General features: G+C 72.7%; 19 protein-coding genes and 2 pseudogenes. 16 read left to right on the top strand and 5 right to left on the bottom strand.

Features of this window, described 5'->3' with window-relative positions; genetic code table 11:
• Positions 1–440: pseudogene (locus FGF04_RS08650) on the bottom strand (hypothetical protein); the annotation flags it as partial.
• A 289-nt stretch (positions 441–729) separates the two neighbouring features.
• On the opposite strand from FGF04_RS08650, the gene argH reads away from it, so the two are divergent.
• Both argH and FGF04_RS08640 read left to right on the top strand, forming a co-directional pair.
• The gene (argH, locus tag FGF04_RS08645; protein WP_149510641.1) at positions 730–2,163 is read left to right on the top strand and encodes an argininosuccinate lyase; all 1,434 of its coding nucleotides are present in this window, start codon (positions 730–732) and stop codon (positions 2,161–2,163) included.
• Positions 2,164–2,380: 217 nt separating this feature from the next.
• The gene (locus FGF04_RS08640) at positions 2,381–3,337 is read left to right on the top strand and encodes an aldo/keto reductase (RefSeq protein ID WP_188114002.1); all 957 of its coding nucleotides are present in this window, start codon (positions 2,381–2,383) and stop codon (positions 3,335–3,337) included.
• A 48-nt stretch (positions 3,338–3,385) separates the two neighbouring features.
• Here FGF04_RS08640 and FGF04_RS08635 read toward each other — a convergent pair whose 3' ends face one another.
• The gene (locus FGF04_RS08635; RefSeq protein WP_149510640.1) at positions 3,386–3,595 is read right to left on the bottom strand and encodes a hypothetical protein; all 210 of its coding nucleotides are present in this window, start codon (positions 3,593–3,595) and stop codon (positions 3,386–3,388) included.
• A gap of 45 nt (positions 3,596–3,640) precedes the next feature.
• Here FGF04_RS08635 and FGF04_RS08630 point away from each other — a divergent pair, with 45 nt between their 5' ends.
• The 3 genes from FGF04_RS08630 to FGF04_RS08620 all read left to right on the top strand — a co-directional run bounded on the left by FGF04_RS08630 (position 3,641) and on the right by FGF04_RS08620 (position 7,434).
• The gene (locus FGF04_RS08630) at positions 3,641–4,192 is read left to right on the top strand and encodes a TetR/AcrR family transcriptional regulator (RefSeq protein ID WP_188113996.1); all 552 of its coding nucleotides are present in this window, start codon (positions 3,641–3,643) and stop codon (positions 4,190–4,192) included.
• Positions 4,189–5,718: an MFS transporter gene (locus tag FGF04_RS08625; protein WP_149510638.1), complete on the top strand. Its 1,530-nt coding sequence runs from the start codon at positions 4,189–4,191 to the stop codon at positions 5,716–5,718. The genes FGF04_RS08630 and FGF04_RS08625 overlap by 4 nt, the downstream gene beginning before the upstream one ends.
• A gap of 219 nt (positions 5,719–5,937) precedes the next feature.
• Positions 5,938–7,434: a serine/threonine-protein kinase gene (locus FGF04_RS08620; RefSeq protein ID WP_149510637.1), complete on the top strand. Its 1,497-nt coding sequence runs from the start codon at positions 5,938–5,940 to the stop codon at positions 7,432–7,434.
• 98 nt (positions 7,435–7,532) lie between these two features.
• On the opposite strand, the gene FGF04_RS08615 is transcribed toward FGF04_RS08620, so the two are convergent.
• Positions 7,533–8,222: a lysophospholipid acyltransferase family protein gene (locus FGF04_RS08615; protein WP_149510636.1), complete on the bottom strand. Its 690-nt coding sequence runs from the start codon at positions 8,220–8,222 to the stop codon at positions 7,533–7,535.
• A gap of 335 nt (positions 8,223–8,557) precedes the next feature.
• Between FGF04_RS08615 and FGF04_RS08610 the strand changes: the two genes are divergently transcribed.
• The 3 genes from FGF04_RS08610 (at position 8,558) to FGF04_RS08600 (ending at position 10,921) form a co-directional block, all read left to right on the top strand.
• Positions 8,558–9,760 carry a glycerophosphodiester phosphodiesterase gene (locus FGF04_RS08610; protein WP_149510635.1) on the top strand — a complete coding sequence of 401 codons (1,203 nt, stop codon included), beginning with the start codon at positions 8,558–8,560 and terminating at the stop codon, positions 9,758–9,760.
• Positions 9,761–9,864: 104 nt separating this feature from the next.
• On the top strand, positions 9,865–10,371 hold the full coding sequence (locus FGF04_RS08605) for a sigma-70 family RNA polymerase sigma factor (protein WP_149510634.1): 507 nt from the start codon (positions 9,865–9,867) through the stop codon (positions 10,369–10,371).
• 46 nt (positions 10,372–10,417) lie between these two features.
• Positions 10,418–10,921, top strand: coding sequence for a GNAT family N-acetyltransferase (locus FGF04_RS08600; RefSeq protein WP_149510633.1), 504 nt, complete (start codon positions 10,418–10,420; stop codon positions 10,919–10,921).
• A gap of 82 nt (positions 10,922–11,003) precedes the next feature.
• Here the strand turns inward: FGF04_RS08600 and FGF04_RS08595 are convergent, their stop codons facing one another.
• Together FGF04_RS08595 and FGF04_RS08590 are read right to left on the bottom strand one after the other, a co-directional pair.
• Positions 11,004–11,435: a hypothetical protein gene (locus FGF04_RS08595; protein ID WP_149510632.1), complete on the bottom strand. Its 432-nt coding sequence runs from the start codon at positions 11,433–11,435 to the stop codon at positions 11,004–11,006.
• 1 nt (position 11,436) lies between these two features.
• On the bottom strand, positions 11,437–11,796 hold the full coding sequence (locus FGF04_RS08590) for a hypothetical protein (protein WP_149510631.1): 360 nt from the start codon (positions 11,794–11,796) through the stop codon (positions 11,437–11,439).
• 69 nt (positions 11,797–11,865) lie between these two features.
• Between FGF04_RS08590 and FGF04_RS08585 the strand changes: the two genes are divergently transcribed.
• From FGF04_RS08585 to FGF04_RS39960, 8 genes and pseudogenes are all read left to right on the top strand, one after another.
• Positions 11,866–12,522, top strand: a complete 657-nt coding sequence (locus FGF04_RS08585) for an HAD family hydrolase (protein WP_149510630.1) — start codon at positions 11,866–11,868, stop codon at positions 12,520–12,522.
• 341 nt (positions 12,523–12,863) lie between these two features.
• Positions 12,864–13,964 (top strand): methionine ABC transporter ATP-binding protein, encoded by a 1,101-nt coding sequence (locus FGF04_RS08580; protein ID WP_149510629.1) that lies wholly within the window; start codon positions 12,864–12,866, stop codon positions 13,962–13,964.
• Positions 13,961–14,758 (top strand): methionine ABC transporter permease, encoded by a 798-nt coding sequence (locus tag FGF04_RS08575; RefSeq protein ID WP_188113994.1) that lies wholly within the window; start codon positions 13,961–13,963, stop codon positions 14,756–14,758. Before FGF04_RS08580 ends, FGF04_RS08575 begins: the two co-directional genes overlap by 4 nt.
• A 96-nt stretch (positions 14,759–14,854) precedes the next feature.
• Positions 14,855–15,694, top strand: a complete 840-nt coding sequence (locus FGF04_RS08570) for a MetQ/NlpA family ABC transporter substrate-binding protein (RefSeq protein ID WP_149510628.1) — start codon at positions 14,855–14,857, stop codon at positions 15,692–15,694.
• Between the two features lie 50 nt (positions 15,695–15,744).
• A complete protein-coding gene (locus FGF04_RS08565) occupies positions 15,745–16,578 on the top strand; it encodes a MetQ/NlpA family ABC transporter substrate-binding protein (protein WP_149510627.1) in 834 nt (277 codons plus the stop codon).
• A 141-nt stretch (positions 16,579–16,719) separates the two neighbouring features.
• Positions 16,720–17,358, top strand: coding sequence for a GNAT family N-acetyltransferase (locus FGF04_RS08560; protein WP_149510626.1), 639 nt, complete (start codon positions 16,720–16,722; stop codon positions 17,356–17,358).
• A 178-nt stretch (positions 17,359–17,536) separates the two neighbouring features.
• On the top strand, positions 17,537–18,754 hold the full coding sequence (gene cbiE, locus FGF04_RS08555) for a precorrin-6y C5,15-methyltransferase (decarboxylating) subunit CbiE (protein ID WP_149510625.1): 1,218 nt from the start codon (positions 17,537–17,539) through the stop codon (positions 18,752–18,754).
• A 407-nt stretch (positions 18,755–19,161) separates the two neighbouring features.
• Positions 19,162–20,537, top strand: a pseudogene (locus FGF04_RS39960) (nicotinate-nucleotide--dimethylbenzimidazole phosphoribosyltransferase); the annotation flags it as partial.

Genomic DNA, 20,537 nt, shown 5'->3' with positions numbered 1-20,537 from the left:
CCGTCGGCGTTCAGYGTGCAGGGCGCGAGYTCYTCCAGKCCYTCGGGCTTCTCGGCGGCGCGRCCGATGGCGGTCTCGATGCGGTTSAGSRYGGCGACGCGCTTGTCCTCCARGGGGCCGAGGATGGCGTTCTGCACGAAGTTGGGGCCGCCCTGGCCGACGGTGTCGACGAGYCGCTTGTTGGCCTCGGCGATCTGGGTGTCSAGCWGCGCCAGGTTGTTCGTGACCTCGGCCTGGGCGGAGGCCGGGATCGCGGGGAGGCTGCCCTGGACCGCGGGGCAGCTGATCGTGCCCGGCGAGGCCGCCGTCCCCTCGCCGTCGTCGGACGTCTCCCCGGCGAGGGCGGAACCTGCGATCACCGCTCCGGACAGCGCCACCGCGGCGACACCGCCGACGATCGCCACGCGGCGCTTGTTGTACTTCGGAAGAGCCCTGGACATGGGGATGCCTCGCTTGGGTCAGGGGTGGGTGTACAGACACGGCGCCGGCGTTCGGGGTGGAATACGGGTAAGCGGTTTCCCGCGTTCAACGGGAGTGGGATTTCGTCGCCGGGACCCACCGGATTGACGAATCATGCGAAGGTTTGCATAATCATGCATGGCGGTGAGTGTGCCGCGACGAGGTTCGGCAGGCGGCCGTGTGCGGTGCGGGCCGCCGTGGGCCGATCGCGCAGTTCCCCGCGCCCCTCCCGGGGCGCCCTCTTTCCACCCGTTCTGAGGAGTGCAGCCAGTGAGCAGCAACAGCGGTGACGTACGGCTCTGGGGCGGCCGGTTCGCCGACGGTCCCGCCGAGGCCCTGGCGAAGCTGTCCGCGTCCGTCCACTTCGACTGGCGGCTGGCCCCCTACGACATCGCCGGCTCACGGGCCCACGCGCGCGTGCTGCACAAGGCGCACCTCCTCGACGACGACGAGCTGACCCGTATGCTCGCGGGCCTCGACCGGCTGGAGGCCGCCGTCGCGGACGGCTCCTTCGTCGGCACCGTCGCCGACGAGGACGTCCACACCGCCCTGGAGCGCGGCCTGCTGGAGCAGCTCGGTCCCGACCTCGGCGGCAAGCTGCGGGCCGGCCGCTCGCGCAACGACCAGGTGGCCACGCTCTTCCGGATGTACCTGCGCGACCACGCCCGGATCATCGGCGGCCTGATCGCCGACCTCCAGGACGCGCTGGTCGGCCTCGCCGAGGCCCACCCGGACGTCGCGATGCCCGGCCGTACGCACCTGCAGCACGCCCAGCCCGTGCTGTTCGCCCACCACGTCCTGGCCCACGCGCAGGCCCTGTCCCGGGACGCCGAGCGCCTGCGGCAGTGGGACGAGCGGACCGCGGTCTCGCCGTACGGCTCCGGCGCGCTCGCGGGCAGCAGCCTCGGCCTCGACCCGGAGGCGGTCGCCAAGGACCTCGGCTTCGAGCACGGCAGCGTCGGCAACTCCATCGACGGCACGGCCTCCCGCGACTTCGCCGCCGAGTTCGCCTTCATCACCGCGATGATCGGGGTCAACCTCTCCCGGATCGCGGAGGAGGTCATCATCTGGAACACGAAGGAGTTCTCCTTCGTGACCCTGCACGACGCCTTCTCCACCGGCTCCTCGATCATGCCGCAGAAGAAGAACCCGGACATCGCGGAGCTGGCGCGCGGCAAGAGCGGGCGCCTGATCGGCAACCTCACCGGTCTGCTGGCCACGCTCAAGGCGCTGCCCCTCGCCTACAACCGCGACCTCCAGGAGGACAAGGAGCCGGTCTTCGACTCCTGCGACCAGCTGGAGGTCCTGCTGCCGGCCCTCACCGGGATGATGGCCACGCTGACCGTCAACCGCGAGCGGATGGAGGAGCTGGCCCCGGCCGGGTTCTCGCTCGCCACCGACATCGCCGAGTGGCTGGTCAAGCAGGGGGTGCCGTTCCGGGTCGCGCACGAGGTGGCGGGCGAGTGCGTGAAGGCAGCCGAGGCCGACGAGGTCGAGCTCGACGGGCTCACGGACGAGCAGTTCGCGAAGATCTCGGAGCACCTGACGCCCGAGGTGCGGTCGGTCCTGAACGTGCCGGGTGCGCTCGCGTCGCGCGACGGCCGAGGCGGCACGGCGCCGGCCGCGGTCGCGGTCCAACTGGCGGAGGTCAAGTCGAACGTGGCGAACCAGCACGCCTGGGCATCCGCCAAGACCCGGAAGTAGCCCCGGCGCGTCGGAAGGTGCGGGTTGGTGGGGGCCGGCCGCGCAGTTCCCCGCGCCCCTGGTCTTTCAGGGGCGCGGGGAACTGCGCGATCAGCCACAGCCAAGACCCGGAAGTAGCCCCGGCGCGTCGGAAGGTGCGGGTTGGTGGGGGCCGGCCGCGCAGTTCCCCGCGCCCCTGGTCTTTCAGGGGCGCGGGGAACTGCGCGATCAGCCACACCTGGCGACAGCGACGACCCCCACCTGCCACCTGGGCCTCGGCCTCGCCGCGGTCGGCCGCCCCGGCTACATCAACCTCGGCCGCGACCGCGACCTCGGAGAGGACCGCGGCGCGGACGCGCTGCGCACCCGCACCCACGAACTCCTCGACGCCGCCTACGCCCAGGGTGTGCGCTACTTCGACGCCGCCCGCTCGTACGGCCGCTCGGAGGAGTTCCTGGCCGACTGGCTGACGGCCCGCCCCGGCGTCGACGACATCGTCGTCGGCAGCAAGTGGGGCTACACCTACACCGCCGACTGGCGCACCGACGCCGAGGTCCACGAGACCAAGGACCACGGCCTCGCCACGTACGAGCGCCAGCGCGCCGAGAGCGCCGCACTGCTCGGCGACCGCCTGGACCTCTACCAGATCCACTCGGTGACCCCGCAGAGCCCGGCCCTCATCGACAAGGAACTGCACGCCGCGCTGGCCGATGCGGCCGCGCAGGGGCTGACCGTCGGCTTCTCCACCAGCGGTCCCGCCCAGGCCGACGCGATCCGCGCCGCGCTCGCCGTGACCGTCGGCTCGGAGCCCCTCTTCCGGACCGTCCAGGCCACGTACAACGTCCTGGACACCTCCGCGGGGCCCGCGCTCGCCGAGGCGCACGACGCCGGGCTCACCGTGATCGTCAAGGAGGGCATGGCGAACGGCCGGCTCGCCGGTGCGCACGCACCGGCCCCCGTGCGCGCCCTCGCCGAGGAGGCGGGCCTCGGCGCCGACGCGGTCGCCCTCGCCTACGTGCTGCGCCGGCCCTGGGCGGGTGTCGTCCTGTCCGGCGCCGCCACCGTCCACCAGCTCGCATCCAACCTGCACGCGGCGGTGGTCGACCTCGACGACGAGCAGACGGCCGGTCTCGACGCCCTGGCCGAGGAGCCGGAGGCGTACTGGGCCCGACGCGCCCAACTGCCCTGGCACTAGGGAGCGCACAGGGCGCGCATCGCGCCGGGACCCGGCGGAGCGGTCCGGTCAGCAGACGGGAATGCCGGGGGCAGGGTCGGCGCCCACGTTCACGTTGCCGCCCCACATCCACACGTTGCTGTCGCGCAGGTTGCTGTTGGCCTGCACGGTCACCGCGCGGCCGTCGCCGCGGGCGGGCGCGGCCTCGGCGATCCCGGCGGCGCCGAGCAGTGAGAGAGCCACGCCGAGCGCCAGCCCCGCCTTCGGTGAGCCCCGCATGCCTCTGGTGAGACATGAGCGTCTCATATGGCTTATGCTCGTCTCATGGCTGTCGATCGTGAACACGTGCTGCGCAGTGCAGCGGCCCTGCTGACCCGCAGATCCACCGCCACCATGGACGAGGTCGCCAAGGCGGCCGGGATCAGCCGGGCGACGCTGCACCGCCAGTTCGCCGGCCGCGACGCCCTCGTACGGGCGCTCGAAGAGCTCGGCATCCAGGAGTGCGAGGCCGCGCTGGACGCGGCCCGGCTCGACGACGGCACCGCCCGCGAGGCCGTCCACCGCCTGGTGCGCGAGTTCGAGGGCGCCGCCGGTCTGCTCGCCTTCCTCTACACCGAGAACCAGCTCTTCGAGGGCGAGGAGCAGAACGCGGGCTGGGCCCGGATCGACACCCGCATCGCCGCGCTGTTCCGGCGCGGCCAGCAGAGCGGCGAGTTCCGCATCGACCTGACGCCGGCCTGGCTCACCGAGGCCCTCTACGGGCTCTTCGCCTCGGGGGCGTGGGCCGTGAGCGAGGGCCGGGTGGCGGCCAAGGACTTCCAGTACATGATCGTCGAGCTGCTGCTCGGCGGCGCACTACGGAGAGAGGAATCATGAACGGCACGGTGCGGCAGGCGTCCGGGGCGGAGCCGGGAGCGCAGGCGCAGCGGCGGCCGGGCCGCTGGCTCGCGCTGTCCGTCCTCGTCCTCGCCGTGCTGCTGGTGGCCGTCGACGCGACCGTCCTCGGTCTCGCGACCCCGTACATCAGCGAGGACCTGAAGCCCTCTGGCACGCAGCTGCTGTGGATCGGTGACGTCTACTCGTTCGTCATCGCCGGCCTGCTCGTCTCCATGGGCAGCCTCGGCGACCGCGTGGGCCGCAAGAAGCTGCTGCTCCTCGGCTCGGTGGCGTTCGGCCTCGTGTCCGTCCTCAACGCCTACGCGACCACGCCCGAACTGATGATCGTGGCGCGGGCGCTGCTCGGTGTCGCCGGCGCCACGCTGATGCCCGCCACCCTGGCGCTGATCCGCAACCTCTTCCACGACCCGCGCGAACGCAGCCTCGCCATCGGCATCTGGGGCGCCACCGCCTCGGCCGGCACGGCGGTCGGCCCGGTCGTCGGCGGCTTCCTGCTCGAACACTTCTGGTGGGGCTCGGTCTTCCTGATCAACCTCCCCGTGATGGCCGTCCTCGTCCTGGTCGGCGTGAAGCTGCTGCCCGAGTCCCGCAACCCCGAGCCCGGTCCCTGGGACCTCACCAGCGTGGCGCTCTCCCTGGTCGGCATGGTCGCTGTCGTGTACGCCGTCAAGGAGGCCGCCTCGCACGGCCCGAACCTGACGGCGGGCGCGGTGGCCCTGCTCGGCGCCGCCGCCCTGTACGGATTCGTACGCCGTCAGCTCACCCTCCCCGTCCCGCTCCTGAACATGCGGCTGTTCCGCGACCGCGGCTTCTCCGGAGCGGTGCTGGCCGACCTGCTGACCATCCTCGGTCTGGCGGGCGTGGTCTTCTTCCTCTCCCAGTACCTGCAACTCGTCCAGGGCCGCGGGCCGCTGGAGGCCGGACTCGCCGAACTGCCCGCGGCGGTGGGCGCGGTGGCGGCCGGCCTGGTCGCCGGAACCCTCGCGCGGCGGTTCTCGGTGCGGGCCGTCGTCTCCGGCGGCCTGGCCGCGATCGGCCTCGGCCTGGGCGCGCTGACGCTGCTGGACCGGACCACCGGCTACCCGCTGCTCGGCGCGGCCCTGCTGGTCGTGGGCGTCGGCGCGGGCTTCTCCTTCACCGTGACCGCCGACGTGATCCTCTCTGGCGTGCCCAAGGAGCAGGCGGGCGCCGCGTCCGCGGTCTCCGAGACGGCGTACGAGCTGGGGGCCGCCCTCGGCATCGCGCTGCTGGGCTCGGTCGTCACGGGGGTCTACGCGGGCTTCACGGCCCCCGCGGGCACCCCGCCCGACGTCGCCGACGCGGCCCACGACTCCCTCGGCGGAGCGGTGGAGGCGTCCTCGGCCCTGCCCGACCCCGGGCCCCTCCTGGACGCGGCGCGCACCGCCTTCGTCGACGGCGTCGCCCTGGCGGCGGGCCTCGGCGCCGCGGTCCTGCTGGCCGCGTCGGCGGCGGCGTGGGTGCTCCTGAAGGGCCGTAAGCTGTAGCCCTCCTGGAACTCCTGACAAGAGCTGCCGGGCGCGCGGTTCCGGGCCCGTCCGGGGGGACACGGCGGTCGCGGTGCCGGTCCCGGCCCTGGCCGCGCCGCCCCCGCCCGCGCGGCAGGGGGTAGGTCCGGTCTTCCCGGGTACCCGCCTGCGCGGCGTATCGGTCCCGGCTCGGCAGGGGCGTTCGTCCCTTGACGCAGTGGGAGTGTGGGAGTGGGAATGAGGCTTCGTGAGTCGGCTCGGGTCAGGACCTCCCGGTCCTCCGCCGAGATACTGAGCGGGCGCTACCGCCTGGACGGCCCCCTGGGCTCGGGCGGCGCGGCGGACGTCCACCGTGGGTTCGACCTGCGGCTGGGACGACCGGTCGCGGTCAAGGTCTTCCGGACCGGCACCGGGTTCGACAGCGAGGCGACCCTGCACGGCGAGGCCAAGATACTGGCCCGGCTCGACCACCCCAACCTCGTCAGCGCCTACGACGCGGGCCAGCACGACGGACGTGCCTTTCTGGTCATGCAGCTCGTCGAGGGAACCACCCTGAGGAACCTCATCGCCCGGGGCCCGCTGTCGCCCGCCGCGACCGCCGCGATCGGCGCCGGTCTGGCCCGGGCCCTGGCGCACGCGCACGACGGCGGGATCGTCCACCGGGACGTCAAGCCGTCCAACATCCTCCTGGACGGTGCCCGCCGCCCCTACCTGACCGACTTCGGCATCTCCCGGCTGCTCGACGCCACCACCCGCACCCTCACCGGCACGCTCGTCGGCACCGCCGCCTACCTCTCACCCGAGCAGGTGCTCGGCCGCCCCGTGGGCCGGCCCGCCGACGTCTACGCCCTCGGCCTGGTGCTGCTGGAGTGCATCACTGGCCGGCTGGAGTACGACGGCGGCCCCCTGGAGGCCGCCATCGCACGGCTGCACCGTCAGCCCGTCGTCCCCAGCTCCCTGCCGGAGGACCTGGCCGCCCTGCTGCGGGACATGACGGCACCGGACGAGCAGTCCCGTCCGACCGCCCACGCGTGCGCCCGGATCCTGGCGGCGTCGGCCGCTGCCGCCGGACCGGAGACCCTCGCGCGGGAAGCCGCCCCGGTCCCCGTCGCTCCCCGCGAACCGCAGGGACCACGGGAACCGCAGGGACTACAGGAACCGCCGCGGACGACCGCCGGCCGCACGCACCTGAGGCACTCGTCCTTCGCGGATCGGGCCGCCTCCCACGACGTGCCCGCGCGGGGCCGCACCCTCGTGGTCGGCGCGACCGCGGCGCTCGCCGTCGTCATGGCGACCGCGTTCGCCGTCACCGACGACTCCGCCCCCCGGGGCGACGAGCGCAACGCGACCCGCGCCACCGGTTCCCCCTCGGTGCGGACGGACTCCGCCGAGCGCGACGGCGCCGGGGACGAGGCGGCCGCGGTGCCCCCCACCGTGTCGCCCTCGGACCGCGGCGCCTCCGTCGGGACGCTCTCCGACACCGCGGGGCGCAGCGCCGGCCCCGATCCCCGCGGCACGGACCCCGCGACCGCCGGCGGTGCGACGCGGACGGCACCACCCGTGCCGAGCGGGACGGACGCGCTCACCGCGGTCGCGCGGGACGACGCGGCCACCAAGGACCCGAACCGGCCGCCGGGCCGGCTGAAGAAGGCGGAGAAGGAAGCGAAGAAGGCCGCGGAGAAGGCGGAGAAGGCGCAGCGGAAGAAGCCCGGTAAGCCTGCCGAGCAGGACTGACCGGCCGGCCCGGCGGTCGAGGACTGACCGGCTGGCCCGGCGGTCGCGACCGCCGGGCCCGTGCCACCACCAGGCGGTGGGAGCGGGGGAGAGCGGGGCTAGGCGGCCTTGGCCTTCGTGGCGTACATGTCCACGTACTCCTGCCCGGACAGCCGCATGACCTCGGCCATCACCGAGTCCGTCACGGCCCGCAGCACGTACCGGTCACGGTCCATGCCCTCGTACCGCGAGAACTCCATGGCCTCGCCGAAGCGGACGGTGACCCGTCCGGGGCGGGGGAACCCGGAGCCGCCGGGCTGGATCTTGTCCGTACCGATGATGGCGAACGGGACCACGGGCGCGCCGGTCATCAGCGCCAGCCGCGCGATACCGGTACGGCCGCGGTAGAGCCGGCCGTCGGGGGAGCGGGTGCCCTCGGGGTAGATGCTGAAGACCTTGCCCTCCTCCAGCACCCGACGGCCCGTCATCAGCGCCGCGACACCGCCGCGTCCGCCGTCCCGGTCGACCGGGATCATGCCGCAGCCGGTGAAGAACCAGGCCATCAGCCGGCCCTTGAGGCCCTTGCCGGTGACGTACTCGTCCTTGCCGATGAAGAAGACCTGCCGGTCGCAGAAGAGCGGCATGATCATCGAGTCGATGAAGGTCAGGTGGTTGCCGGCCAGGATGACCGGGCCCGTGCCCGGGATGCGCTCCGCACCCTCCACCCGTGGGCGGAACATCAGGCGCATGATCGGTCCGAGCACTGCCTTGATGAGCGCGAAGCGGGACAACGGGCCCTCCGGTGTCAAGGTGTGGGTTATATGTCTGTGCAGGTGAGGACGATACTCGCGGGTGCGGGGGTCTCGCACATCGGGTTCACCGGGTGGATACGCCGCGTTGACCCCTGTTTACCTGGGGTGGCGCGATGTCACACCGCTGTCACCTGTACGGGTGCGTGTGACGAAGTCGGCATCCGCGGACCCTCCCGGGCCCCGCCGGCCGCCGACCGCGCCCCGGCGTCCCCACCCCGTACGACACCCACCGTCACCCACGTGTTCCGTCCGAGGTCTCCCACCGGTTACCCGCCCCCACCTACGATCAGTCCCGCTTTGACAGGTGCAGGGCAGTATGCGGAGGAGCGTTCATGAGCACGCAGGGCACACACGGCACACACGGCACGCAGGGCCCCGGCGAGGGCACGGCCGGGTCCGCCCCGGGACGGCGCGCACTGCTCGGAGCCGCGGTCCTCGGCGCCGGCGGTGCCGTCCTCGGCCTGCCGGCCACGGCGAGAGCCGACGAGCGGCACGGCAGCGGCGGCGGTGGCTACCGGAGCCTGCCGAAGCCGACGATCGTCGGCCACCGCGGGGCCAGCGGCTACCGCCCGGAGCACACGCTCGCCTCCTACCAGTTCGCCCTCGACATGGGCGCGCACGTCGTCGAGGCGGGCGACCTCGTACCCACCAAGGACGGCCACCTGGTCTGCCGCCACGAGCCCGAGATCGGCGGGACGACGGACGTCGCCGCGCACCCCGAGTTCGCGGACCGCCGGACCACCAAGCTCCTCGACGGCGTCTCCACGACCGGCTGGTTCACCGAGGACTTCACCCTCGCCGAGCTGAAGACCCTGCGCGCCAAGGAGCGCATCCCGGCCAACCGCCCGCACAACACGCTCTACGACGGCCACTTCGAGATCCCCACCTTCGAGGAGGTGCTGCGCTGGCGGGAGGAGCAGAGCCGCAAGCGCGGCAGGCAGGTGTGGATCTACCCCGAGCTCAAGCACCCCACCTACTTCCGCAAGCTGGGCCTCGGCCTGGAGGAGCGGGTCGCCAGGGTGCTGCGCAGGCACGGCCTGGACGGGAAGAACGCGCCCGTCATCCTCCAGTCCTTCGAGCCGACCAGCGTGGAGCGCCTGGACGAGCTGGTGGACAACCCGCTCGTGGTGCTCCTGTCCGCCGCGAACACCCGCCCCTGGGACTTCGTGGAGACGGGCGACCCCCGTACGGTCGCCGACCTGGTGAAGCCGGCCGGCCTCAAGGAGATCGCCTCGTACGCGCAGGGCATCGGGCCGACCCTCGACCTGGTCATCCCGAAGGACGCGAGCGGCAACCTCACCACGCCGACCACCCTCGTACGGGACGCGCACAAGGCCGGCCTGATCCTGCACCCGTACACGATGCGCAACGAGAACCCCTTCCTGCCCGCGAACTTCCGCAGGGGCACCGACGCGGACGCCTACGGCGACGCCTTCGGCGCCTTCAGGACGTACTTCGCGACCGGCATCGACGGCGTCTTCACCGACAACCCGGACACCGGCGTCCTGGCCCGCGAGGAGTTCCTCAAGGGCTGACCCCGCCCGCGCGCCACGCGTCAACACCCGTAGCTCCGGCCCCGGTCGGGTGACGCACGGCCGTCCCGGCAACCTCGCGCCGGGGCGGCCGCGTCGTGCCGCACATGACCCACGACATGGTTGCCGCGCTGCGCCCCCTGCTCGCCGCCGAGGCCTCGGCCGAGGCGTACGCCTCCGGAGCCGAAGCCGGCGACCTGGAACAGGCCGTCTGGGTGCGGTTCCTGGAGCGCCTGGGCACGGACGGCCCGCCCGCCGACCCGGCCGCCTGGCTGCGCGGCGCCGTCCGCTCCGAGGCGCGCCGCGCCGCGGGCCTCGCCCGCATCGAACGGCCGTACGCGTCCGAGCCCGCCGACGACGGCCGGCCCGGGCCCGAGCAGCTGGCGCTCGGCGCCGCCCGGCGCCGGACCCTGCACTCCGCCGTACGCCGGCTGCCGGGCCGCTGCCCGCGCCTCGTGGCGGCCCTGCTGTCCCCCAGGGACCTCACCTACCGGGAGATCGCGGGGGAGTTGGGTATCTCACAGGGCAGTCTCGGTCCGGAACGTTCCAGATGCCTGGGATGTCTGCGCCGAATGCTCACACCGGAGGTTGCGGCGAGTGAACCGCGGGGATAGGAGTGAGGGACAACCGGCGGAACAGGTGAGCGGGAGGCATGCACACATGGGCATGAGCGTGACCATCTCGGCGGCGACCGAACAGGACGCCGAACAGATCCTCAAACTGCAGTTCCTCTGCTACCAGAGCGAGGCCGCGCTGTACGGCGACTACAGCATCGAGCCCCTCACCCAGTCGCTGGACTCCCTCAAGGCGGAGCTGGCGGACAGCACGGTGCTGGTGGCCCGGCTCGGCGACGAGGTGGTGGCCTCGGTGCGCGGCGCCGTGGACACGGATGGCACGGCCCGGATCGACAAGCTGATCGTGCACCCGCGGATGCAGCGGCACGGGCTGGGCGGGCGGCTCCTCGACGCCGTCGAGGCGCGGCTGGCCGCCACCGCGGGCGCCAAGAGCTTCCAGCTCTTCACCGGGCACCGCAGCGACCGGAACCTGCGGCTGTACCGCAAGCACGGGTACGAGCCGGTGTCGACCGAGCGGGTCGACGAGCGGCTCAGTCTCGTGACGCTGGCGAAGAGCGCGGATGTCGGCGCCTTTGTGACCAGCGCCTAGCGCTTTGCGGACCCGCCGTGAGTGTCTGCGGGTCCGTTGTGGCTGGTCGCGCAGTTCCCCGCGCCCCTGAAGGGCTGCGCCCTCAGGGGGCGGTTCTGCTCCTGCGTAGCCAGAACATCGCTGTGACCGGGAGCAGGACCGGGATGAACAGGTAGCCCATGCCGTAGTCGGACCAGACCGTCGCGTCGGGGAAGGCGGACGGGTCCACCAGGGTCCAGGTGCCGACGACCAGGACGCCCGCGAGCTCGGCGGCGCAGCACACCAGCGCCGCCCTGCGGGCCCGCTCGCCGCCCCGCACCAGCGAGTAGGTGATGAACCCGTACACGAGCCCGGCCACCGCCGACAGCGAGTAGGCGAGCGGCGCCTTGTCGAACTCGGTCGCGATCTGCACGGCCGAGCGCGACACGGCGCCGACGACCATCACGCCGTACAGCCAGACCAGCAGCAGGCCCGGACCGCGGATGAGCCGCGTCCGCCCGGCCTTCCCGGGCTTCTCCCCGGCGGGCACCGCCATCTCAGCCTCCCCAGATGTCGTAGAGCCGCACCTGCAGCACGGCGAGGACCACGCCGCCCGCCGCGACCGTGATCGAACCCCAGCGCGTGCGCTCCGCCAGTGACATGAAGCCCGCCGCCGGGACGCACGCGAAGGCGCCGATCAAGTAGGACACGAAGATCGTCGTGCCCTGCTCCGGCTTCTCGCCGCGGGCCAGCTGCACGACACCGACCACGAGCTGGACGAGCGCGAGCAGCGTCACCACGGCCATGCCGATGAAGTGCCAGTCCTTCGTCGGCTGGTCCCGGTAGGCGGCCCAGCCGCACCAGGCGGCGAGCGCGAGCGCGGCGACGGCGGTCGCGACCGTCAGGGCAACAAGCATGCGGCGACCTTATTACGGGCCAAAAGGCCTGGTGCGTCCGCCCCCGGCGTGCCCCGTAGGGTCGGGGGCATGAAGATCCGAGCCGAAGCCCTGCTGTTCGACAACGACGGAACGCTCGTCTCCTCCCTGGAGTCGGTGCACCGGTGCTGGAGCAGGTGGGCCGCGGAGTACGGGATCACCGCCGAGCGGTTCGCCCGCGTCGAGCTGCACGGCCGTCCGGCCGCCGAGATAGCCGCCGACCTGCTGCCCGCCGCCCGGGTCCCCGAGGCCGTCGCCCGCATCGAGCGGCTGGAGGTCGAGGACGTCGCCGGCGGCGTGCACCTGCTGCCGGGGACGCGGGCGCTCCTCGACGCGCTGCCCGCCGACCGCTGGGCCGTCGTCKCCTCCGCCACGCGGCGCCTCGCCGAGGCCCGCCTCGGCGAGGTCGGCGTCCACCCGAAGAACCTGGTCGCCGCCGACGACATCACGCGCGGCAAGCCCGACCCCGAGCCGTTCCTGCTCGCCGCCCGGCTCCTCGGCGTGGACCCCGCCCGCTGCGTCGTCTTCGAGGACGCCCCCGCGGGGCTGCGGGCGGGCCGCGCGGCCGGCATGACCACCGTGGCCTTGACCACAACCCACCGGGCCGCCGAGCTGACGGGACCGGACGCGGACCTCGTGGTCGAGGACCTCTCGGCCGTGTCCGTGCTGGTCACGGACGCGGGAGTGGAGATCTCCGTCGAGGACTGAGCGGCCGCCGGACGGGCGCCGGGCTGTGTCCATCGCTGTCCGTCATGCGGACAGCGGTTCCCGGTTCCGTGCGCCCATCTGCTTTACTTCCCTCATGACCACGACGAGCAGCCGCATCCTTGCGACCGAGGCGACCATGACGCCCGGTGCTCGCTGTATGTGTCGAATGTGCGCCTTCTAGAGGGCCCCCGCACCACCCCTGCCTCGCGCCCCGAAGCGAGTCCGCTCGTGCCCGCCCGTACGCCCCGTTCGTACGCGGCCGAGCCTGCCCCGCGCACGCCGTTCTGCCGAAAGCCCGGCCGCGACGCCACCGCGTGAACGACCGTGCCGCGTTCGACCGAATGCACCCGTGTCCGGCGCACACCCACGCCCTGCACTCGACAGTGACGGAAACCCCAGTGATCACGACAACAGGCCTCACGAAGGTCTACCGCTCGCGCGGCCGTGAGATCACCGCCCTGGACGGCGTCGATCTGCACGTCCGTGAGGGAGAGGTGTACGGCGTCATCGGCCAGTCCGGCGCCGGCAAGTCCTCCCTCATCCGCTGCGTGAACCTCCTGGAGCGGCCCACCTCCGGCACCGTGACCGTCGCCGGCCAGGACCTCACCGCCCTCGCCGGGCGCGGCCCGCGGGCGGGCAAGGAGCTGCGCAAGGCGCGCAGCCACATCGGCATGGTCTTCCAGCACTTCAACCTGCTGTCCTCGCGGACGGTCCAGGACAACGTCGAGCTGCCCCTGGAGATCCTCGGCAAGTCCGGCAAGGAGCGCTCCCGCAAGGCGCTGGAACTGCTCGACCTGGTCGGCCTCGCCGACCGGGCGAACGCCTACCCCGCCCAGCTCTCCGGCGGCCAGAAGCAGCGCGTCGGCATCGCCCGCGCCCTGGCCGGGGACCCGAAGGTGCTCCTGTCGGACGAGGCGACCAGCGCCCTGGACCCCGAGACGACCCGCTCGATCCTCCACCTGCTGCGCGACCTCAACCGCCGGCTCGGCCTGACCGTCCTGCTCATCACGCACGAGATGGACGTCGTCAAGACCGTCTGCGACTCGGCCGCCCTCATGGAGAACGGGCGCGTCGTCGAGTCCGGCACCGTCGGCGAACTGCTCGCCACCCCCGGCTCGGAGCTGGCCTCCGCGCTCTTCCCGGTGAGCGGCGACGCCTCCTCCGAGGAGCGCACCGTCATCGACGTCACCTTCCAGGGCGACGCCGCGACCCGGCCCGTCATCTCGCAGCTCTCGCGCACTTACAACATCGACATCTCGATCCTCGGCGCCGCGATGGACACCGTCGGGGGCCTCCAGGTCGGCCGGATGCGCATCGAGCTGCCCGGACGCTACGAGGACAACGTCGTGCCGATCGGCTTCCTGCGCGAGCAGGGCCTGCAGCTCGAACTCGTCGGGCCGGCGGCCCAGGCGTCCGCGTCGGCGAAGGAAGGTGCCAAGTGACCTGGTCCGAGATGCAGCCGCTGCTGGAGCAGGCGTGTCGGGACACCCTCTACATGGTCGGCTGGTCGACGGTCATAGCCGTCGTCGGCGGTCTGCCGCTGGGCATCCTGCTGGTCCTCACCGACCGGGGCGGCCTGCTGCAGAACACCGTGCTGAACAAGGTCATCGGGCAGATCGTGAACATCGCCCGCTCCATGCCGTTCATCATCCTGATGGTCGCGCTGATGGGCTTCACCCGCTCCATCACCGGCACCACCATCGGCCGTGAGGCCGCCATCGTGCCGCTCGCGATCGGCGCGATCCCGTTCTTCGCACGCCTGGTCGAGACGGCCGTCCGTGAGGTGGACGGCGGCCTCGTCGAGGCCGTGCAGTCGATGGGCGGCAACACCTGGACCGTCGTGCGCAAGGTGCTCGTCCCCGAGTCGCTGCCGTCGCTGATCTCCAGCACCACCACCACGATCGTCGCCCTCATCGGCTACTCCGCCATGGCCGGCACCGTCGGCGCGGGCGGCCTCGGCGACATCGCCATCCGCTACGGCTACCAGCGCTTCGAGACCGAGCTGATGTGGATCACCGTGGGCATCCTCGCCGTGGTCATCTCCCTCATCCAGTTCGCCGGCGACTACGCCGCGCGGGGGCTGCACCGGCGCGGCGGCCAGGCAGGTGCCGCGCCGCGGCTCAGGCTGCTGAGGAGCAGGGCCCCGGTGAACTCCGGTTCCCCGGCGTCCGGCGGCACCGGTCCCGCGGACGGCCGGGCCGAGGCGCCCGCCGCCGACGTCGGCAAGGTCGCCTGAGGCTCCGGACGGCCCCTTCACGGGTCCCCACCCCACCCACAGATGTCCCCGCACACCCTTCGCGGGACGCCCAGCCCTGATGGAAAGGCACTTTTCGTGCGTAACACCGCAAAGCTCACCACCGCCGTCCTCGCCGCCGGAGCCCTCACCCTGGGCCTGACGGCCTGCGGCTCGGACAAGGACTCCGACTCCGGGTCCGGCTCCGGCAAGAACGGCCCCCTGATCGTCGCGGCCAGCCCCGTCCCGCACGCCGAGATCCTCACCTACGTGAAGGACAACCTCGCCAAGGACGCGGGACTCGACCTCCAGGTCAAGGAGTTCACCGACTACGTCCTGCCGAACACCGCGACCGAGGACGGCTCCGTGGGCGCCAACTACTTCCAGAACCAGCCGTACCTCGACGACTTCAACAAGAAGAACGGCACCCACATCGTGCCCGTCGTCACGGTGCACCTGGAGCCGCTGGGCCTCTACTCCAGCAAGGTGAAGAAGGCGGACGAGCTCAAGAGCGGCGCGACGGTCGCCGTCCCGAACGACACGGTCAACGAGGCGCGCGCGCTCAAGCTGCTGGACGCCAACGGGATCATCACGCTCAAGGACGGCGCGGGCAACGACGCGACCCCCAAGGACATCGCGAAGAACCCGAAGAACCTCAAGTTCAAGGAGCTGGAGGCGGCCCAGACCCCGCGCTCCCTCGAAGACGTCGACGCCGCGGTGATCAACGGCAACTACGCCATCGAGTCGGACCTCAAGCCCGCCGACGACGCCCTCGTCCTGGAGTCCGCCGACGACAACCCGTACGGCAACTTCCTCGCCGTCAAGGAGGGCAACGAGGACGACCCGCGCGTCAAGAAGCTCGCGAAGCTCCTGACCTCCCCCGAGGTCAAGAAGTTCATCGAGGACAAGTACGCGGGCTCCGTCATCGCGTCCTTCTGACGCGCTGTCCCGAGCCGTTCCCCGCTCCGCACACCTGAGGAAGACCGACGATGCGCAAGCCTGTCATCTCCGCCGCCGCGGCCGCACTGGCCCTCGGCCTCGCCCTGACCGGGTGCGGCACGCAGGACGAGGACTCCGGCGGCGGGGGTGACGGCGGCACGCTCGTCGTCGGCGCCACGGCGGTGCCTGCCGGCGAGGTCCTCGCCTACATCAAGGAGAACCTCGCCGCGAAGAACGGACTCGACCTGGAGATCAAGGAGTTCACGGACTACGTCCTGCCGAACACCGCGCTCCAGGAGGGCTCGCTCGACGCGAACCTCTACCAGAACGAGCCCTACCTGGACGACTTCAACAAGTCCAAGGGCACCGACCTGGTCCCGGTCGTGGACGCGTACCTGCCGCCCATGGGCGTGTACTCCAAGAAGGTCCAGGACGTCGGCGGGCTCCCCGACGGAGCCACCGTCGCGGTGCCCAACGACACCACCAACGAGGGCCGCGCCCTCAAGCTCCTCGCCGCCGAGGGCGTCATCACCCTCAAGGAGGGCGCCGGCACGACCGCGTCCCCGGCGGACATCGCGAAGAACCCGAAGAACCTCAGGTTCAAGGAGCTCGAACCGGCGCAGCTGCCGCGCTCCCTGGACGACGTGGCCGCCGCGGTCATCAACAACAACTACGCCCAGGACGCGGGCCTCAGCCCGGCCACCGACGCCGTTCTGCTGGAGTCCGCCGAGGACAACCCGTACGCGAACCTCCTCGCCGTGAAGAAGGGCGACGAGGACGATCCGCGGGTGAAGAAGCTCGCGAAGCTCCTGACCTCCGACGAGGTGCGGAAGTTCATCGAGGACAAGTACCAGGGATCGGTGCTCCCCGTCACCTCCGGCTGACGGGTGTCCCCACCGCCCGATCCGCATCACGGTGTCGACTCGTCGACAAGGAGCCGGCTCCGTGGTGCAGTTCGGGGCCCGCATGCTGCATGCTGGGCAGTTCAGCTGGCCCGACGGTCCCTGATGGTTACGGAGCGGCGCATGACGAACACCTTCCCCGACATCTCCCTGAACACGGAGCGGTTGGTGCTGCGCCCTCTTGAGGACGAGGACGTCCCCGCCTTCACGGAGATGATGAACGACGAGCAGGTCGCGGCCTGGACGTCCGTCCCGCAGCCCTTCACCGAGGCCGCCGCCCGCACCTGGATCGACGAGGAGGCGCCCGCCGCGCGCACCTCGGGCCGCGGACTCCACCTCGCCGTCACCGAGTTCCTCACCCACCGCCTGGTCGGCATCATCCGGCTGGGCAACACGGATTGGCATGTCCGCTCCACGGAGCTCTCGTACATCATCGCCCCCTGGGCGCGCGGCGAGGGCTACGCGTCGGAGGCGTCGCTGGCCACCGCCCAATGGCTGTTCAACGACCAGAAGTTCGAGCGCCTCGAACTGCGCACCGCGGCGGACAACACCGCCTCCCAGCAGGTCGCGCAGAAGATCGGCTGTATCAGCGAGGGCGTCCTGCGCGGCGCCTGCATAGCGCGCACCCGCACCGAGGACGGCCGCTGGGAGGATCTGCGCACCGACTTCATCGTGTGGGGCCTGCTCCCCGAGGACATCGAGGGCATCGCCGAACAACTCGCCGACACCGGCGGCTTCACCTCGTACTCCGACTGGAACTGACCGCAACCGGCCGGAGCCGCCCTGAACCGACGGGAACCGGACCGCCGCGGCCCGGCCCCACCCGCKCCCGCGCCGACGTGCCCGGACGTCACGGGGTACGCTCACGGGGCTCCGCACGCCTGCCTGGCGGCCGCACCCCCATCCGACGACCTGCGATGACTCCAGGAGACTGACAACGATGGCCGACCGGGTCACGGTGATCGGCTGGGACGGCTCCCCGCTGACCGAGGCGGCACGCTCCGCCCTCGGCGCCGCCACCCTGGTGGCGGGCGCGGTACACCACCTGGACCTGCCCGAGGTGCCGCCGGCCGCCGAGCGCATCCGGCTCGGCAGCGTCGCCCTCGCCGCCCGCCGCGTCACCGCCCACCGCGGCACGGCCGTGGTCCTCGCCGACGGCGATCCGGCCTTCTTCGGGGTCGTCCGCACCCTGCGCGCCCCCGAGTACGGCCTGGAGGTCGAGGTCGTCCCCGCCGTCTCGTCGGTGGCCGCCGCCTTCTCCCGCGCCGGGATGCCCTGGGACGACGCCCAGGTGGTCGTCGCCCACCGGCGCACCCTGCGCCGCGCGGTGAACGTGTGCCGGGCCCACCACAAGGTCGCCGTCCTCACCTCGCCCGGAGCCGGTCCCGCCGAACTGGGCCTGCTCCTCGAAGGGGTCCACCGCACCTTCGTCATCTGCGAGGAGCTCGGCACCGAACGCGAACGGGTGTCGGTCCTCACCTCCGACAAGGTCGCCGACCACACCTGGCGCGACCCGAACGTCGTCATCGTCATGGGCGGCCCCGTCACCTCCTCCGAGGACGGCGGCTGGATCGCCGGACGCGACCCCGGCACCGGCCCGCGCGGCTGGGCGCTGCCCGGCGAGACGTACGGCGGTGCACTGGGCGAGGGCGAGACCGAGGTGCTGCGCGCCGCCCAGCTCGCCCGCCTCGGGCCGCGCACCGGCGACCTGGTCTGGGACATCGGCTCCGGCAGCGGCGCCTTCGCCACGGAGGCCGCGCGCTGCGGCGCCGCCGTCATCGCCGTCGACCGGGACGCGGACGCCTGCGCCCGCACCATGGCCACCGCCCGCCGCTTCGGGGTCCAGGTCCAGATCACCCACGGCACCGCGCCGCACGTCCTGGAGGACCTCCCCGAACCGGACGTCGTACGGGTCGGGGGCGGCGGCGCCGCGGTGGTCTCCGCCGTCGCCGACCGGCGCCCCGAGCGGATCGTCACGCACGCCGCGACCCGCGACGCCGCCGAGCTCATCGGCAGGGACCTGACGGAGCACGGCTACCGGGTCGAGTGCGCCCTCCTGCAATCCGTCGAACTGGACACCCGTGCCTGGACGGAGAAGGAGCGGAGCGTCGCCTTCCTGCTCTCGGGGCAGCTCGAACGGCGCGAATCACCCCGCTGAGGTGCGCGCCTGGGTGCGGCACACGGCACCGGCCGAGGCCGTGCCGATCATGGTCCAGCAGCGCCCTGTGATCCGGTTGTCATACCGCGCGCGGTAGGCTGGCCGATCGTTGTACTGCAATCGGGTTGTCCGGTAAGTCGCCGGTCAATGTCCGCGAAACTCACCCATTTCGAGGTGTGTGTGGTACAGCGGAACCGGAGGATGCGCAAAGTGGCGCAGTCCACAGCGGGCCGTGACGGATCACCCTGTCGCGGTGGCGGGCCGACCGCGACAATGCCAGTTAATGGCTTTGTCGACCGGTCGTTCGTGCCGCCCGGCCCGTGTGCTCGTTCTCATGACGGGCGGTCGGTGCGCCGTCCCGGACGAGCAGGTCGTAGAGGCACTAAACCGATGGGCGAGGGGTACGCATGACCGACACCGGCCAGGTCCCGGGCGAGGGGCTGCCGGAGAACGCAGGCATGGTGGAGCAGCCGGGCGTCCCCGCCCCCGGTGCGTACACCTACCTCTCCGGATCCACCGCCGAAGACGAAGACCTGCTGCTGCCGGGCGCCCAGGGTGCGTGGGGCAACGAGGTGGCCCCGCCGGCCCCGGCGCCGGTCGTCGAGGCCGTCCACGAACCCGGTCCGCACGAGACGGCGGGCCGCGACAGCGGTTCGGTCGACCTCAGCGCCGTCCGGATGTCGTCGTCCGCCCCGCAGCCGCCCGTCGCGCGCCGCCCGCTGCACCTCGGCCCGCCGATCCCGGACGGCGCGGGCAGCCCGGTGCGCTCGCTGGCCGACCGCGGCCCGGCGGGGGCGCCCTCCGCGTTCCCCGTACGGCAGGCGGCGCCGGCCCCGGCCGGACCCGAGTACCTCGACGTGCCGCGTGACGAGGCCGCGCCGCAGGGGGCGGCGCCCTGGGGAGCCCAGGCGCAGGCCCAGGCCCAGGTTCAGACGCAGGTGCGGGTTGCCCCGCCGGTGGCACAGGTCGGCCCCGAGGGGGCGGCCGCAGAAACGGTCTTTCCGCAGGGCGCGGGTACGCATCCGGACGGTCCGGCGGACACCGGGTCGGTACAGGTGCCCGCTCCGGTCCCGGCTCCGGCCGAGGTTCCCGTAGCGGTGGCGGAGCAGCCGGACGGGGCTCCGCAGCCGCAGGACGCGCCGGGCGCCGCTCCGTTCCCGGTCGCCGCGCAGGCGCAGGTTCCCGACCCCGCGCAGGGGCAGTTCGCCGAGGGCGCGCAGGCCCAGGTCCCGGACGCCGTCCAGGCGGGCGGCGCCGCACCGGGCGCCGACGCCCAGGTCACCGACACCGCGCAGGCCCAGGCCGCCGTGGACCCGGCCGAGGCCGCCGGGCAGGTGCCGGAGCCCGCGCAGGGCCCCGGCCTCGCGTTCGTGCCCCCGCAGCCGGAAGACGCGCAGGCGGTCGGCGAGCAGCCGACTTCCGAGCAGCCGGTTCCCGGGTACCCGACCGCCGAGCAGGCGGCTCCCGAACAGGCCGACTCCGGGCAGGCGGTTGCCGGGCAGCCGGCCTCCGAGGAGCCGGTCCCCGGACAGGAGGCGTCCGAGCAGGCGGCCTCCGAGCAGGTGGTCCACGGGCAGATGACTCCTGAGCAGGCGGCCTTCGAGCAGCCGGCTTCCGAGCAGCCGACCTCCGAGCAGTCGGCCGGGATCGCCCAGGTGCCCGAGGCCGTGCCGGTCCCGGCGGCCGTTCCGGTGCCGGACTGGGGGCAGGCCCCGCTGCTCGCCGACGGTTCACTGTTCCCGCAGGCGCCCGAGGAGCCCCAGGGCCCCGAGTTCGCCCAGGC

Source organism: Streptomyces apricus (assembly GCF_008369065.1).
Classification (GTDB): Bacteria; Actinomycetota; Actinomycetes; order Streptomycetales; family Streptomycetaceae; genus Streptomyces; species Streptomyces apricus.
This window is presented reverse-complemented; position numbering and strand designations above follow the sequence as displayed.

Coding starts and splice junctions, on each gene's coding strand:
- FGF04_RS08595 (WP_149510632.1), bottom strand. CDS start 11,435: ATGGCGGTGCCCGCCGGGGAGAAGCCCGGGAAGGCCGGGCGGACGCGG.
- FGF04_RS08610 (WP_149510635.1), top strand. CDS start 8,558: ATGAGCACGCAGGGCACACACGGCACACACGGCACGCAGGGCCCCGGC.
- FGF04_RS08565 (WP_149510627.1), top strand. CDS start 15,745: ATGCGCAAGCCTGTCATCTCCGCCGCCGCGGCCGCACTGGCCCTCGGC.
- FGF04_RS08560 (WP_149510626.1), top strand. CDS start 16,720: ATGACGAACACCTTCCCCGACATCTCCCTGAACACGGAGCGGTTGGTG.
- FGF04_RS08580 (WP_149510629.1), top strand. CDS start 12,864: ATGCACCCGTGTCCGGCGCACACCCACGCCCTGCACTCGACAGTGACG.
- FGF04_RS08630 (WP_188113996.1), top strand. CDS start 3,641: ATGGCTGTCGATCGTGAACACGTGCTGCGCAGTGCAGCGGCCCTGCTG.
- FGF04_RS08620 (WP_149510637.1), top strand. CDS start 5,938: ATGAGGCTTCGTGAGTCGGCTCGGGTCAGGACCTCCCGGTCCTCCGCC.
- cbiE (WP_149510625.1), top strand. CDS start 17,537: ATGGCCGACCGGGTCACGGTGATCGGCTGGGACGGCTCCCCGCTGACC.
- FGF04_RS08590 (WP_149510631.1), bottom strand. CDS start 11,796: ATGCTTGTTGCCCTGACGGTCGCGACCGCCGTCGCCGCGCTCGCGCTC.
- FGF04_RS08635 (WP_149510640.1), bottom strand. CDS start 3,595: ATGCGGGGCTCACCGAAGGCGGGGCTGGCGCTCGGCGTGGCTCTCTCA.
- FGF04_RS08625 (WP_149510638.1), top strand. CDS start 4,189: ATGAACGGCACGGTGCGGCAGGCGTCCGGGGCGGAGCCGGGAGCGCAG.
- FGF04_RS08600 (WP_149510633.1), top strand. CDS start 10,418: ATGGGCATGAGCGTGACCATCTCGGCGGCGACCGAACAGGACGCCGAA.
- FGF04_RS08605 (WP_149510634.1), top strand. CDS start 9,865: ATGACCCACGACATGGTTGCCGCGCTGCGCCCCCTGCTCGCCGCCGAG.